We start from the raw sequence: 15,490 nt of genomic DNA, 5'->3' as shown, positions 1-15,490 counted from the left end.
TTAACAGGGAAGAAGAGTTTCCTTTTTGGAAACTCTTCTTTTTGCTTTTAAAAACATAAATATGCTAGAATGTGTTCGTATCACTTTTAGGTTTTTCGGGAGGGCTAGCGGATGGCAAAAGTTAATTTAGAACAAATTGAACACGCAGTACGTCTTATTTTAGAGGCAATCGGAGACGACCCAAATCGCGAGGGAGTACTTGATACACCGAAACGTGTTGCGAAAATGTACGCAGAAGTATTCTCAGGGATGCATGAGGATCCAAAAGAGCATTTACACAAAGTATTCGGAGAAGATCACGAAGAGCTTGTACTAGTAAAAGATATACCATTCTATTCGATGTGTGAGCATCATCTTGTTCCTTTTTATGGAGTTGCTCACGTTGCATATATTCCGCAAGGTGGAAAAGTAACGGGACTAAGTAAATTAGCTCGTACTGTAGACACAATTGCGCGTCGTCCGCAACTACAAGAACGTATTACATCAACAGTAGCTAACTCTATTATGGAAGTACTAGAGCCGCATGGTGTAATGGTAGTAGTAGAAGCAGAGCATATGTGTATGACGATGCGTGGTGTGAAAAAGCCTGGTGCAAAAACAGTAACGACTGCAGTGCGCGGCGTGTTAGAAAATGATGCAGCAGCACGTAGTGAAATTTTATCGTTTATTAAGACGAAGTAAAGAAAAGCGGGAAACTGCTTTTCTTTTTTTTATATGCAAAAAAATGATATAGTTTTAGTATGAAAGAGCAAGAATATAAAGGTTGAAAATTATTTCTGCCTTTTGTGGAAATGAATGTTTGTAGTTGTTAGTGATGAAGATGATTCGTATGAATGAAAGTTGAGGATGTATTCGGTGACGGTTTGGCAGAAGTAGCCAAGTTTTGATTATAGAAAATAGAATGTATGTGTTATAATAAATTTTATGAATTAGAAAACAAGGGTGATTTTTTGTGTGTGACATCTACGGAGGGTATGCGGGTATTAAAGAGAAATTGATGGAGAAATTACGCCATCCTTATTTTATAAACTATATTGAAGAACCATTTATTGATGAAGAAAAAATAGCGCTGTTATACGGTGCATTAAAGGATGCAAATATACATAAAGAACAAATTGATCATTATGTAGTAACGATTATGCTTGTACAAATTGCTCTTGATACACATGAAAAAGTATCAAATAAAGCAAACGAAGAGACGAGTGGATTCCATAAGCGTCGTCAATTGACAGTGCTTGCAGGCGATTATTATAGTGGTCTATACTATTACTTATTGTCAATGAATTGTGATATTATCTTAATTCGCGCACTTGCTGAAGGAATTAAGGAGATTAATGAGCATAAAATTATGCTATATCAAAAAGCCCATGTGACGATTCAAGACATAATGGAAAGTGTAGTAATAATTGAATCTGCGCTGTTGCAAAAAACATGTGATCATTTTCATTTATCCAATTGGAAACCATATATAACTTATGTATTAGGAAAAAATCGTCTTCAAAAAGAGTGTCAATTGTATGCTGATAAACAAAATTCGCCTGTTTTTCAAGCGGTTCAAAAAATCTCATTGGATGATGATAAAAAGCTGGAAACAGTTATTAATGAATGGCTTATGGAAATGAAAAAGCAGGAAGAAAAATTTTTAGAGAATCATACAGAAGTTAATGAAATAATTTCTATGTTAAGAGATAAATCAAGGACATAAGCAACTTTACATTGGAAGAAGGTACGAGCATGCAACAATCAAAAGAAGAAAGAGTACATGACGTATTTGAGAAAATTTCTGATAAATACGATGTGATGAATTCTGTAATTAGTTTTCAAAGGCATAAGGTATGGCGCAAAGAAACGATGCAAATTATGGATGTGAAACCCGGGAGTAAGGCACTCGATGTTTGCTGCGGAACAGCTGATTGGACAATTGCGCTAGCAGGAGCTGTAGGGGAAAATGGAAAGGTTTACGGTTTAGATTTTAGCGAAAATATGCTAGCTGTCGGTAAACAAAAGGTAGAAGCTTTAGAATTAAAGCAAGTAGAACTTATGCATGGAAATGCAATGGAACTTCCTTTTGAAGATAATACGTTTGATTATGTAACGATTGGTTTTGGGCTACGTAACGTTCCGGATTACATGCAAGTATTAAAAGAAATGACGCGTGTAGTAAAGCCTGGTGGAAAAGTAATTTGCTTAGAAACATCCCAACCAACAATGATTGGTTTTCGTCAAGGGTATGTCTTATACTTTAAATATATCATGCCGTTATTTGGAAAGATGTTTGCAAAAAGTTATAAAGAATATTCATGGCTTCAGGAATCCGCTAGTACATTCCCAGGGATGAAAGAGTTAGCGAGTATGTTTGAAGAAGCTGGGCTTAAGAATGTGCAAGTGAAACCATTTACTTTTGGTGTAGCAGCTATGCATTTAGGTTTTAAACCAGAATCAAAATAGAAAAAGACGTTTTAGGTTAAGGTGAACAATATGAAGTTACAACTTATGTACTCTTTTTTACGATCGGATATTAATGTTATAGAAAAAGAATTGAAGAAGACAGTTGCTTCTGAGCAGCCGTTAGTAGAAGAAGCGGCATTACAGCTTATTGAAGCAGGTGGGAAGCGGATTCGCCCTGTTTTTGTTTTGCTTGCAGGGAAATTTGGTGATTATAAGTTAGATGCAATTAAGCATGTTGCGGTTGCATTAGAACTTATTCATATGGCTTCTCTTGTTCACGATGATGTCATTGATGCTGCGTTTTTACGACGCGGTAGCGCAACAGTGAATGCGAAATGGGGAGATCGTATTGCAATGTATACAGGGGACTACTTGTTTGCGAAGTCTCTTGAATGTATAACAAATATAGAAATTCCAGATGCACATCAAGCGTTGTCTCATACAATTTTAGAAGTTTGTAAAGGTGAGATCGAACAAATTAAAGATAAGTATAACTATGATCAAAATTTAAGAACGTATTTAAGAAGGATAAAACGAAAAACAGCATTGTTAATCGCCGCGAGTTGTCAGTTGGGAGCGATTGCTGCTGGTGCTAATCGTGATACTGTAAATCGTCTATTTTGGTATGGATATTTTGTTGGTATGTCTTATCAAATTATTGATGATATTTTAGATTTCGTATCGACAGAAGAGAAGCTTGGAAAGCCTGCTGGTGGTGATTTACTACAAGGTAACATTACATTACCTGCTTTGTATGCCATGGAAGATCCAGTTCTTCGTGAGAAAATTATTTCTGTGAATGAAAATACAGTAGCGAGTGAAATGAAAGAAATTATTGATGATATTAAAGCGAGCGAAGCTATTGATAAAGCATTTTCGTTTAGTGAACGTTATTTACATAAAGCATTAGAAATAATAAAACCACTCCCTCGTGGACAGGCGAAGTATGCTTTGCAAAATGTCGCAAAGTATATTGGAAAACGAAAATTTTAGTGTTTTTTCTAAAAAATAAAATAATCTCTCTATTTCAAAACTATTGCACAATTGTGATAAGGGTGTTAATATGTGTGTGGGGATATACAATTACATACATAATTCAGAAGTGGAGAGATTTTTTATGGAAAAAACATTTCTAATGGTAAAACCAGACGGTGTACAACGTGCCTTCATTGGGGAAATCGTAGCTCGTTTTGAGAAAAAAGGCTTTCAATTAGTTGGTGCAAAATTAATGCAAGTGACTCCTGAAATTGCTGAACAACACTACGGTGAGCACAAAGAAAGACCTTTCTTTGGTGAATTAGTAGACTTTATTACATCTGGCCCTGTATTCGCAATGGTATGGCAAGGTGAAGGTGTAGTAGATACAGCACGTAATATGATGGGTAAAACACGACCACATGAAGCTGCTCCTGGAACAATTCGTGGAGATTTCGGTGTAACTGTTGCGAAAAACATTATCCACGGTTCGGATTCTTTAGAAAGTGCAGAGCGCGAGATTGCTATTTTCTTTAAGGAAGAAGAATTAGTAGACTACTCAAAATTAATGAATCAATGGATTTACTAATTATTTTGAAATAATTTGTAAACGCTTTAATAACTGTGATAATAGTAAAAAGTGCAAGAAGAATAGGGGTATTCTTCTTGCACTTTTTTTATTTTGATTTGTTACGAAGTTAGGACTGTTATGATATATTGGTATGTAAAGTAAAAGGTATACCGTTATGAAAATGATAGAATGATTACAAGTAGGATAAAGCAAATAGTCGATTTGCTATATAATTTCAATGTTTTCTTATAGAATGATGAAAGATACCATTGCTATTTTATGTAGCGGGATAAATACATATGCGAAAAGAGGAATAACGTATGCGATATATTACAGCTGGTGAATCCCACGGTCCGCAACTTACGACAATTTTAGAAGGTGTTCCGGCAGGATTATCTTTAGTAGCGAATGATATAAATGAAGAATTAGCTAGAAGACAAAAAGGATATGGGCGCGGTAGACGCATGCAAATTGAGAAAGACCAAGTGCAAATTGTAAGTGGTGTTAGGCATGGGAAGACGATGGGATCCCCAATTGCACTTGTTGTTGAAAATCGTGATTTCACCCATTGGACAAAGGTTATGGGCGCAGAGCCGTTAACTGAGCAGGAAGAGAAAGAAATGAAAAGGCAAGTTACGAAACCTAGACCTGGACACGCAGATTTAAATGGTGCGATTAAATATGGTCATAGAGATATGAGGAATGTATTAGAGCGTTCTTCAGCACGTGAAACGACAGTTCGTGTTGCAGCCGGTGCAGTTGCAAAAAAGATATTAGCGGAATTAGGTATACAAGTAGCGGGACATGTTGTCGAAATTGGTGGTGTACAGGCAGAAAATATTACGTATAACTCTATTGCGGAATTACAAAGTACTACAGAAGCATCTCCTGTACGTTGTTTAGATGAAGAGGTCGGTAAAAAGATGATGCAAGCAATTGATGATGCGAAGGCAAATGGTGATTCTATCGGCGGTATTGTTGAAGTAGTTGTAGAAGGGATGCCAATTGGAGTAGGTAGCTATGTACATTATGATAGAAAATTAGATGCAAAATTAGCAGCGGCAATTATGAGTATTAACGCTTTTAAAGGTGTTGAAATTGGAATTGGTTTTGAATCTGCGCATAGACCTGGAAGTGAAGTGCATGATGAAATTCTTTGGGATGAAGTGCAAGGGTACAGAAGAAAAACGAACAATGCAGGTGGAGTAGAAGGTGGTATGACAACTGGTATGCCGGTTATTGTGCGTGGTGTGATGAAACCGATACCGACATTATATAAACCGCTTCAAAGTATTGATATTGATACGAAAGAACCTTTTACAGCGAGTATTGAACGTTCAGATAGTTGTGCAGTACCGGCAGCTAGCGTTGTGGCTGAAGCTGTTGTCGCTTGGGAGCTCGCGACAGCTTTAATTGAACAATTTGGATTAGATCGTATCGATCTTATACGTGAAAATATTGAGAAACATAATGAATATGCGAGGGGATTTTAATGGAGAACATACATATTCAAACGAAATCAAAAGAATATGATGTACATGTTGGAAAAGAAGCGTTGTCACATTTAACAACGCTTATTCAAAAGATGAATCCTGCTGTATCTAACATAATGATCATTTCTGATGAAGCTGTTTCATCACTACATTTACAGACAGTTGTTGATGCATTACAAGTAGAGCAGGACGTGTTTTCGTTTGTTGTACCGAGTGGTGAAAAAGAGAAGTCTTTTGAAAATTTTTATGCGGCTCACACCTCGGCTCTTGAAAATAAATTAGATAGAAATTCTTTAATTATCGCACTTGGAGGCGGGATGATTGGGGATTTAGCTGGCTTTGTTGCCGCGTCGTTTATGCGTGGTATTCGCTTTGTCCAAGTTCCAACGACTTTATTAGCTCACGATAGCGCAGTAGGCGGGAAAGTAGCAATTAATCATCCACTAGGAAAAAATATGATTGGTGCGTTTCATCAGCCAGAAGCTGTTGTATATCATACGCCATTTTTACATTCGCTTCCTGAAAAAGAGTGGAGATCAGGTTATGCAGAAGTGATAAAGCATGCTCTTATTGGTGATGTAAAGCTATATCATTGGTTAAAAGAAGAAGTGCAAACATTAACGGATCTTCGTGATGAAAAATTAATTCACATATTAACGAAGGCAATTCCTGTGAAAGCGAACATTGTGTCGCAAGACGAAACAGAAAAAGGTGTACGTGCCCATTTGAATTTTGGGCATACGTTAGGACATGCTCTTGAAAAAGAGTTAGGATATGGAAATATTACTCACGGTGACGGAGTAGCGGTTGGGATGTTATTTGCCTTATTTTTAAGTGAGCAAGTGTACAAGGTTGATCTTGCTTATGAAGAGATGAAGCAGTGGTTCTTGAAATACGGCTATCCAAAAATGCCAAGTGATTTGAATGTAGAGCTCCTCGTTCAACTGATGAAACAAGATAAGAAAGCGAATGCAGGAACAATTCATATGGTACTTATGCAGGAATATGGGGTAGTGAATGTCGTATCTATTTCAGATGAGACTGTTCATATTGCGTTAGAAGCATTTCAAAAGGATATGGTCTAGAAAAGTTGTAGAACAGGTATGAAATGCATATGTAGAGGTATTCTCGTAATGGTGACGGTTATGATTAAAGATGACAGTAAGGAATTATAAATCATATCAATGACTGGGGGAAGAAAAGTGAGAGTAAAAGAGCAATTGTTAACTTTGAGAGCATATGTACCTGGGAAAAATATTGAAGAAGTAAAAAGAGAATATGGATTGTCAAAAATTGTGAAGTTAGCGTCGAATGAAAACCCATTTGGCTGCTCTGCGCGTGTGACAGAAGCATTAACTTCGTTAGCCAATCAATATGCACTCTATCCGGATGGGGCGGCTTTTGAACTTCGGGAGAAAGTAGCAGAGCATTTAGGTGTAAAAGCGGAACAACTTTTATTTGGTAGTGGGCTAGATGAAGTCATTCAAATGATTAGTCGTGCTTTGCTACATAATGGAACAAATGTTGTAATGGCGAACCCTACGTTCTCGCAATACCATCACCATGCTGTTATTGAAGGAGCGGAAGTTCGTGAAGTACCACTTAAAGATGGCATTCACGATTTAGATGCGATGTTACAACAAGTAGATGACAAAACGAAGATTGTATGGATTTGTAATCCGAATAACCCGACAGGTACATATGTAGAAAAACAAAAATTACTTTCATTTTTAGAATCAGTTCCAAAGTCAGTGCTCGTTATTATGGACGAAGCATATTATGAATATGCTGGGGCAGAAGATTTTCCGCAAACATTGCCTCTTCTTGAAAAATACGAAAATCTTATGGTGCTACGCACATTCTCAAAAGCATATGGATTAGCTGCTTTTCGTATTGGATATGCGATTGGGGATGCAAAGCTTATAGGGCAGCTAGAGGTAGCGAGACTGCCATTTAACACATCAACTATCGCCCAAGCAGTAGCATTAGCGGCAATAGAAGATCAACAGTTTTTACAAGAGTGCGTGAAGAAAAATGCCGAAGGGTTAAATCAATATTATGCATTTTGTAAGGAATATAACGTATTCTACTATCCATCCCAAACGAATTTTATTTTCTTGAAGCTCGGTATACCTGGTAATGAAGCTTTCGAACGATTAATGAAAAAAGGATATATCGTTCGTTCTGGTGCTGCATTTGGTATACATGATGGTATTCGTATTACTGTTGGGCTTAAAGAAGAAAATGCTGAGATTATTGAGTTGCTTACGGAACTTGTAAAAGAACAAGTGAAAAAAGAAGAGACGTATTCTTAATAAATAGTGAAGGCTCCTAGTATAGGAGTCTTTTTTATTTGAACTGTAATAAGGGGAGTTGTTTGCACGTTCAAGAAAGAAAACGTTACAATAGAAGTAGACGTATAAGAAGAACTATTGTACATATAACTTATTTAAAATGTGAGGAGGATACATTTTGAAACTAGTAGGACGAAAAAATAGTTTGAATGGGAAAATTGTTGTTCCAGGAGATAAATCTATTTCGCATCGCTCTGTTATGTTTGGGGCGATAGCAGAAGGGACGACAAAAGTATCAAATTTTTTATTAGGAGAAGATTGTTTAAGTACAATTGCATGTTTTCAAAAACTAGGTGTCAAGATTGAACAGAGTGGTAACGATGTCACGATTTACGGTAAAGGATTACATAATTTACAAGAACCGAAAGAAGTATTAGATGTGGGGAATTCAGGGACGACTATTCGTCTTATGCTTGGGATTTTAGCTAATACGCCGTTCTATAGTACGATAATCGGTGATGCATCAATTGGAAAACGCCCTATGAAACGTGTTACAGACCCGCTTAGTAAGATGAACGCTCAAATTGATGGTAGAGAAAATGGACAATATACACCTTTATCTATTCGTGGTGGAAAGGTGAAAGGTATGCATTACCATTCACCAGTAGCAAGTGCACAAGTGAAATCAGCAGTTTTACTTGCAGGTTTGCAAGGAGAAGGTGTAACTACAGTAACAGAGCCTATGCAGTCTCGTGATCATACAGAGAGGATGTTACGTGCATTCGGTTGTACAGTAGATGTTAATGAACGTACCGTGTCATTACAAGGTGGCCAACAACTTAGAGGGACAGACATAGAAGTTCCAGGAGATATTTCTTCGGCTGCATTTTTCTTAGTAGCTGGTGCAATTGTCCAAAAAAGTAAGCTTGTATTGGAAAATGTCGGTTTAAATCCAACGCGAACAGGGATTTTAGATGTTTTAACAAAGATGGGTGCACTTATTTCTATCGATAATATTAGAAACGAAGAGTTTGAACCGTGCGGGGATATTACGATTGAAACATCGAAACTAAAAGGAATAGAGATTGGTGGATCGCTTATTCCAAGGTTAATTGATGAGATTCCTGTAATTGCTTTATTGGCAACGCAGGCAGAAGGAATTACTGTTATTAAAGACGCTGAGGAGTTAAAAGTAAAAGAAACAAACCGTATCGATACTGTTGTAGATGAATTAGGCAAATTAGGTGCGAAAATTGAAGCTACACCAGATGGTATGATTATATATGGTAAACAAAATTTAAAAGGAAATGCTGTTAATAGTCACGGCGATCATCGTATTGGGATGATGCTAGCAATCGCATCTTGTATTATAGATGGAGAAGTAAAAATAGAGAATAGCGATGCGGTCTCTGTATCGTATCCGAACTTTTTTGAACAATTAGCTGCGCTATAAGAGAAAGTATAGGAAGAGGCAGTTCACTCAAAAGGTTGCGTTCTTACACCTAGTTGCTTATGATAAGTGAACAGAAGAGAAATATTTTTTGAATTAAAGGAGACGTTTATGCAAAAGTTTGAACAGGCTGTTACATATATTGAAAATGGTGAAGCGGAAAAAGGATTACAATTATTAAAAGAACAATTACAAGTTGCGAATGATGAAGAGAAGTATGATATCGCTCGCTACTATCATACACTCGGATTTACGGATGAGGCGTTAGCAATTACTGAAGACTTACGTTTATTATATCCGGAAGAAAGTGAATTTACGGTATTTTTAGCAGAATTATATATTGATTTAGACAAAGAAGATGAAGCAATTGAAGTACTTCATGATATTCCAGAAAATGATGATTTATATGTTCAATCGTTATTACTTGTTGCGGATTTATTCCAAATGCAAGGTTTTGATGATGTAGCAGAGCAAAAACTATTGAAGGCGAAAGAAATCATGCCTGAAGAGCCTGTTATTACGTTTGGATTAGCAGAATTATATAGTAGTAAAGGTGAAGAACAAAAGGCGATCACTTATTACGAGTCGCTATTAGCGGAGCATAAAGTAATGGGTGGTGTTGTCATTGCACTTCGCCTTGCAGAAACGTTAAGTGCGATTGGAAACTGGGAAGAGGCGATCTCTTACTATGAAGCAGGCTTAGAGGAACAAAAAGATATTCACTCCTTATTTGGATATGCGTTCACATTATATCAAGGAGAAGAATATCAAAGAGCAATTGGTGCTTGGCAAGAACTAAAAGAATTAGACCCTGAGTATGCATCACTATACATGTATTTAGCGAAAAGCTATGAAAAAGAAGGAATGCTTCAAGAAAGCTATGAAACACTTCATGAAGGAATTAAAGTAGATGAGCTTGCTGTTCCGTTTTATGTAGAATTAGCGAACATTGCAGCTAAATTAGGAAAAGTAGCAGAGGCAGAGGAAGTACTTCAAAAAGCGCTTGAGTTAGATCCAGGACATTTAGGTGCAATATTAAAATATGCGTATATCTTAAAAGGACAAGAAAAGTATGAAGAGTTAATTACAGTTGTAGAGCGTGCTATTGATAGTGGAGAGCAAGATACACAATTACTTTGGGATCTTGCGTTTGCAAAAAAACAATTAGAAATGTATTCGGATGCATTAAAACACTATGAAAGTGCATATACTTCTTTTAAGAATCATCCAGACTTCTTGGAAGAGTACGGCTATTTCTTATTGGAAGAAGGAATGCGAAAAGAGGCCAAAGAAGTGTTTGTTCAGTTATTACAACTAGACCCGACACAAATTCATATTGAAGAGTTGTTATATAATTTAGAGGATTTTTCATAAGTTGGAAGGAAACTGAATGCCGCTTCTTGAATCTAAAAAGAAAAGAGAAAGACAGAGGAGGGACTTAATTGCTATGAATACCCCTGTTTCTGTAAACGAGAAGAAGGATTTTGTAAAATGGTTTTTGAATAACTACCAACTGAAACAGCGTGAATGTGTATGGATTTTAAATTATTTAATGAGTCACGACCAATTAATGCATAAAGTCCACTTCGTAGAGCATGCAAAATATTGTCCGCGTGGCTTAGTGATGTCAGCAAATTGCGTGAAGGACACACCGTTTCACTTTTTTAAACAAAATGTTATGACAACAGATGCTGAAAAGTCGTTTCATGATATTCGTTTAAATCGAGATGAGGATATTTATATTCAACTCAACTTTAAATCATCGTTCCAAAATGCAAATTATGTAGCTGTATTAGAAGACAATCCATATTTACCAAAGCATATTGAAGTAAATGAAAAGGATCGTTTACTAGCAGAGAGATTTTTAGAAGAGAGTGTATTTTCGTTTAGAAGAGAACGTCTTTTGAAACAAATTGATGAAGCGTTGGATAAGCAAGATAAGGAAGCGTTTCATAGGTTAACAGCGGAGTTAAAGACTTTATAGAATTTATTTGGATTATTAAATTTTTACAAATTTCAGACTCTTTTTAAGAAAAACTACCTAACTTGGGTAGTTTTTCTTTTTTTACCTCTTTTAGTATGGTTTAATATATATAAAGTGAAAGTTCTGTCATTTTGATTAGAGGGAGGGGAGAAATGTGAAATGGATTGTAAAAGACGTGGAACAGTTTGAGCAAGCAAGAGAGTATGTAGATACAGGAGTAATACCTCTTTTATCAATTTCAGCAGCAAAAGAAATGAAAATGGTAGTAGAACAAGGTGAATTTATAGAATTGTTGAGTATGGAGTTGGAAAGAGAATATAAAGGAAGAGTGCTTTTACTACCTGCATTTACGTATTTAGTAGAAAGTCAAAAGAAAGAAAAAGCTCGTTTGCAAGAGTGGACAGATCATTTGCAAAGCCAAGGTTTTAAGCATATTGCTTATGTTACAAGTGATTTTTCATGGAAAGAAGATATGCAAGAGTTACAAGGGGATTTATTTTGGTTTCCTTCATTGGCGTTAGAGCAATTTAGTGATCAAGCGAAGAGAGAAGTCATTCACGCTCATATAAAAAATATTATGGTAATGTTAGAAGAAAGATGGGGAAAGTAATAATGAACAGAAAGTTCTTATTATTATGAGTAGTATGATATTGACCTGTGCATGAGGGTATTATATCATGATAGTGTCCTAGTTTTTATTTTTTATATTATTTTTCACGAGGGGACAATTTCTGATAGAGGGGGGAAATTTTCGTGAGCGAGAAAGAACATCGTGTGTCAAGAAGACAGTTTTTAAATTACACACTTACAGGGGTAGGAGGCTTTATGGCAGCGGGTATTTTAATGCCGATGACGCGATTCGCGCTTGATCCGGTGTTAAGAAAAGAAGCGGGAACGGACATGGTTGCTGTTGCACAAGTAAAAGATATTACAACAGAGCCGAAGCGTTTTGACTTTAAGGTGAAGCAGGTTGATGGTTGGTACAAGTCTGAAGAGCCAAAATCAGCTTGGGTTCATAAAGATGAAAGCGGAGACATTGTTGCGTTCTCTCCGGTATGTAAACATTTAGGATGTACAGTTAACTGGAATTCGGACAAAGCACATCCGAATCAATTCTTTTGCCCGTGTCACGGGGGTCGTTATACGAAAGATGGGGTTAACATTAAAGGCACACCGCCTCTTGCTCCGCTTGATGTGTACGAGTCTAAAGTGAAAGATGGAACGTTGTATTTAGGAAAAGCGAAGCCAAGAGGGGGTGGAAAGTAGATGCTAAATAAAATTTATGATTGGGTAGATGAACGATTAGATATTACACCAATATGGCGCGATATCGCTGATCATGAAGTACCTGAACATGTAAACCCGGCACATCACTTTTCTGCATTCGTCTATTGCTTTGGAGGACTTACCTTTTTCGTTACTGTAATTCAAATTTTATCTGGAATGTTTTTAACGATGTATTATGTGCCTGATATTAAAAACGCTTGGGAATCGGTTTATTATTTACAAAATGAAGTTGCTTACGGGCAAATTGTTCGTGGTATGCACCACTGGGGTGCTAGTCTCGTAATTGTAATGATGTTTTTACATACACTCAGAGTTTTCTTCCAAGGTGCGTATAAAAAGCCTCGTGAGTTAAACTGGATTGTTGGTGTTCTTATTTTCTTTGTTATGTTAGGTCTTGGCTTTACCGGATATTTATTACCGTGGGATATGAAAGCGTTATTTGCTACGAAAGTAGGGATTCAAATTGCAGAGCAAACGCCACTCATTGGTCCTTATATTAAAACATTACTCGCTGGTCATTCCGAAATTGTTGGCGCTCAAACATTAACTCGCTTCTTTGCTATTCACGTCTTCTTCTTACCAGCAGCACTTCTAGGTTTAATGGCCTTCCACTTCATCATGATTCGCAAACAAGGTATTTCCGGTCCGCTATAAGAGATTGCTAAATTAAAGGAGAAAGAACTAAAGGAGGGAGATTATGCATCGCGGTAAAGGGATGAAGTTTGTAGGAGATTCTCGGGTACCAGTAGCTCGGAAACCAAATATTCCAAAAGATTATTCGGAATATCCAGGGAAAACAGAAGCGTTTTGGCCGAATTTCTTGTTAAAAGAATGGATGGTTGGTGCAGTTTTTTTAATCGGTTATTTATGTTTAACAGTGGCACATCCGTCACCGCTTGAGAGAATGGCGGATCCGACAGATGCCGGATATATACCACTTCCAGATTGGTATTTCTTATTCTTGTATCAGTTATTAAAGTATTCATATGCTTCGGGTTCATTTACTGTAATTGGTGCGTTTATTATGCCAGGTATCGCGTTTGGAGCATTATTGTTAGCACCATTTCTTGATCGTGGCCCAGAAAGAGCACCATTTAAGCGTCCAGTAGCAACTGGATTTATGCTTTTAGCAATTGCGTCTATCATTTTCTTAACTTGGGAATCTGTAGCACACCATGATTGGGAAGCTGCAAAAAAGCAAGGAGCAATTGTAAAAACAGCACCAGTTGATAAAAATGATGACGGCTACAAACTCATGCAAAAAAATACTTGTTTAACATGTCATGGTGACAACTTACAAGGTGGTGCAGCAGCACCGGCTCTACAAAACTTAACTTTAAAACCGGAAGAAATCGCTAAAATTGCGAAAGATGGTAAAGGTGCAATGCCTAAAGGTGTATTTAAAGGAACGGATGAAGAGCTGAAAAAGCTTTCGGAATTCGTTGCAAAGTATAATAAAAAATAATAGAAAAGCTGACTGCAAAATTTTGTAGTCAGCTTTTCTATTTAGTTAGAGGAAGTTTGTTATAATAGAGTAGGATTTAGTGAATGAATTACTTTGCTTGAAAGGTGTTGGACATACAGATTGGTTTACGTGTATGCAATGTTAAGACAGCGCTCAGTATTATTATTTTTATTGATTGTTAACATATTAGGCACAATTTACGGGTTTATATGGTATGGAAATCAATTAAAAGAAACGTCCCTAATATTTTGGCCGTTTGTACCAGATAGCCCGATGGCGAGTCTCTTTTTTGTCTTTGTTCTAATCGCTTTTTTGATAAAGAAGAACTGGGGATTAATAGAGGCATTAGCGATAGTTACTTTAATAAAATATGGTATTTGGGCGGTTGTTGTAAATGCAATTATGATTTATGTAAAAGGTCCTATTGGTCTTATGGGATATATGTTAATGTTATCTCATTTTGCAATGGCGGTGCAGGGAGTGTTATATGCTCCGTTTTATCGGATAAAAAAATGGCATTTCATTGTAGCTGGCATATGGACGTTACATAATGATGCAATTGATTATTTATTTTGGCAAATGCCGAGATACGGAATTATGCATTTATTTGTAGAGGAAATTGGTTATTTTACGTTTTGGCTAAGTATTGTTGTACTGTGTATCACATATTATTATTGCTTACGTGAGAGCCGAAAACAGTTTTCTTTATGATGGTGAGGACATTTAGGGGGAGAAAATGAAGAAAAATAAGAGTGGTATAAACATATTGGATCGATTGATCACTTTAGTTGTTTCATATAGCATAGCATTTTCTATTTTCGCTCTCGCGACAATGGTAGTTGTATATGGAAAATGGCTGTATTATTTTGAAATTGATTTCTTAAATATTCCAGACTTAGCGGATATGACGAAAGATGAAATTAAAAGAAACTATGATGTGCTTATTACATATTTATCTCCGTTTTATGAAGGTACATTACAATTGCCGACATTAGACATGTCTACAAATGGTCGCATTCATTTTGTGGATGTTAAAAATATTTTAGTAAAGATTCAATATATAATGTATGGAACGATTGTAATTGCTTTATTAGGAGGAACGTATTTACTAAAAAAGAAAAAGAAAAGTTTTTACTTCACGGAGCGATTCTTACAATTCTTTTTCCGATAGCTCTTACGTTACCGATTGCCATTGATTTTGAAAAGAGTTTCGTATTATTTCATAAGCTTTTATTTAGCAATGATTATTGGATGTTTGATATTGAAACAGATCCGATTATTTTAATGCTACCGGAAGAATTCTTTATGCATGCTGCATGTGTTATTTTATTATTGATTTTAAGTGGAAGCATACTTTGTTACGGTGTGTATAAATATTTAGTGAAAAAGAAAAGGGTTTCAAAGAAAAAATTCTCTGTCTAAAGAGAATTTTTTTGTTTTCATAGAGATAATATATTTTTTGGTTTTGTTCTGTTCTATTCTTGTCCAACTCCACATATTTTGTACTAGTAGTTATAGGGGGG

Annotated in this window: 16 protein-coding genes and 1 pseudogene; all 17 read left to right on the top strand. The window is 36.3% G+C overall.

Annotated features, from left to right (window positions below):
- Window positions 1-111: 111 nt before the first annotated feature.
- The 17 genes and pseudogenes from folE to CDB3_RS16625 all read left to right on the top strand — a co-directional run bounded on the left by folE (window position 112) and on the right by CDB3_RS16625 (window position 15,389).
- Window positions 112-681, top strand: coding sequence for a GTP cyclohydrolase I FolE (folE, locus tag CDB3_RS16705; protein WP_001151482.1), 570 nt, complete (start codon window positions 112-114; stop codon window positions 679-681).
- Between the two features lie 271 nt (window positions 682-952).
- Window positions 953-1,705 carry a heptaprenyl diphosphate synthase component 1 gene (locus tag CDB3_RS16700; protein WP_128855292.1) on the top strand — a complete coding sequence of 251 codons (753 nt, stop codon included), beginning with the start codon at window positions 953-955 and terminating at the stop codon, window positions 1,703-1,705.
- A 29-nt stretch (window positions 1,706-1,734) separates the two neighbouring features.
- On the top strand, window positions 1,735-2,448 hold the full coding sequence (locus CDB3_RS16695; protein WP_097831722.1) for a demethylmenaquinone methyltransferase: 714 nt from the start codon (window positions 1,735-1,737) through the stop codon (window positions 2,446-2,448).
- Between the two features lie 30 nt (window positions 2,449-2,478).
- Window positions 2,479-3,441 carry a heptaprenyl diphosphate synthase component II gene (hepT, locus tag CDB3_RS16690; protein ID WP_128855291.1) on the top strand — a complete coding sequence of 321 codons (963 nt, stop codon included), beginning with the start codon at window positions 2,479-2,481 and terminating at the stop codon, window positions 3,439-3,441.
- Between the two features lie 124 nt (window positions 3,442-3,565).
- Window positions 3,566-4,012: a nucleoside-diphosphate kinase gene (ndk, locus tag CDB3_RS16685; protein ID WP_000415879.1), complete on the top strand. Its 447-nt coding sequence runs from the start codon at window positions 3,566-3,568 to the stop codon at window positions 4,010-4,012.
- Between the two features lie 302 nt (window positions 4,013-4,314).
- The gene (aroC, locus tag CDB3_RS16680; protein WP_128855290.1) at window positions 4,315-5,487 is read left to right on the top strand and encodes a chorismate synthase; all 1,173 of its coding nucleotides are present in this window, start codon (window positions 4,315-4,317) and stop codon (window positions 5,485-5,487) included.
- The gene (gene aroB, locus CDB3_RS16675; RefSeq protein ID WP_128855289.1) at window positions 5,487-6,572 is read left to right on the top strand and encodes a 3-dehydroquinate synthase; all 1,086 of its coding nucleotides are present in this window, start codon (window positions 5,487-5,489) and stop codon (window positions 6,570-6,572) included. Before aroC ends, aroB begins: the two co-directional genes overlap by 1 nt.
- 117 nt (window positions 6,573-6,689) lie before the next feature.
- Entirely contained in the window at window positions 6,690-7,802 is a 1,113-nt protein-coding gene (gene hisC, locus CDB3_RS16670; protein WP_128855288.1) for a histidinol-phosphate transaminase, read from the top strand.
- A gap of 157 nt (window positions 7,803-7,959) precedes the next feature.
- On the top strand, window positions 7,960-9,234 hold the full coding sequence (aroA, locus tag CDB3_RS16665) for a 3-phosphoshikimate 1-carboxyvinyltransferase (RefSeq protein ID WP_128855287.1): 1,275 nt from the start codon (window positions 7,960-7,962) through the stop codon (window positions 9,232-9,234).
- A gap of 108 nt (window positions 9,235-9,342) precedes the next feature.
- Window positions 9,343-10,605 (top strand): tetratricopeptide repeat protein, encoded by a 1,263-nt coding sequence (locus tag CDB3_RS16660; RefSeq protein WP_071744913.1) that lies wholly within the window; start codon window positions 9,343-9,345, stop codon window positions 10,603-10,605.
- A 73-nt stretch (window positions 10,606-10,678) separates the two neighbouring features.
- Window positions 10,679-11,215 (top strand): ReoY family proteolytic degradation factor, encoded by a 537-nt coding sequence (locus CDB3_RS16655; protein WP_001095919.1) that lies wholly within the window; start codon window positions 10,679-10,681, stop codon window positions 11,213-11,215.
- 154 nt (window positions 11,216-11,369) lie between these two features.
- On the top strand, window positions 11,370-11,825 hold the full coding sequence (locus tag CDB3_RS16650) for a YpiF family protein (RefSeq protein ID WP_128855286.1): 456 nt from the start codon (window positions 11,370-11,372) through the stop codon (window positions 11,823-11,825).
- Between the two features lie 143 nt (window positions 11,826-11,968).
- Entirely contained in the window at window positions 11,969-12,481 is a 513-nt protein-coding gene (gene qcrA, locus CDB3_RS16645) for a menaquinol-cytochrome c reductase iron-sulfur subunit (protein ID WP_070141534.1), read from the top strand.
- Window positions 12,482-13,156, top strand: coding sequence for a menaquinol-cytochrome c reductase cytochrome b subunit (gene qcrB, locus CDB3_RS16640; protein ID WP_000932700.1), 675 nt, complete (start codon window positions 12,482-12,484; stop codon window positions 13,154-13,156).
- 43 nt (window positions 13,157-13,199) lie between these two features.
- Window positions 13,200-13,967, top strand: coding sequence for a menaquinol-cytochrome c reductase cytochrome b/c subunit (gene qcrC, locus CDB3_RS16635; RefSeq protein WP_071770138.1), 768 nt, complete (start codon window positions 13,200-13,202; stop codon window positions 13,965-13,967).
- 120 nt (window positions 13,968-14,087) lie between these two features.
- On the top strand, window positions 14,088-14,678 hold the full coding sequence (gene lhaT / locus CDB3_RS16630; RefSeq protein ID WP_128855285.1) for a lipoprotein heptaprenylglyceryl N-acetyltransferase LhaT: 591 nt from the start codon (window positions 14,088-14,090) through the stop codon (window positions 14,676-14,678).
- A 121-nt stretch (window positions 14,679-14,799) separates the two neighbouring features.
- Window positions 14,800-15,389 (top strand): annotated as a pseudogene (locus CDB3_RS16625) (TIGR01906 family membrane protein).
- Window positions 15,390-15,490 lie beyond the last annotated feature (101 nt).

Origin of the sequence: Bacillus sp. CDB3 (assembly GCF_002081505.1) — a bacterium.
GTDB classification, from domain to species: domain Bacteria; phylum Bacillota; class Bacilli; order Bacillales; family Bacillaceae_G; genus Bacillus_A; species Bacillus_A cereus_AT.
This window is presented reverse-complemented; position numbering and strand designations above follow the sequence as displayed.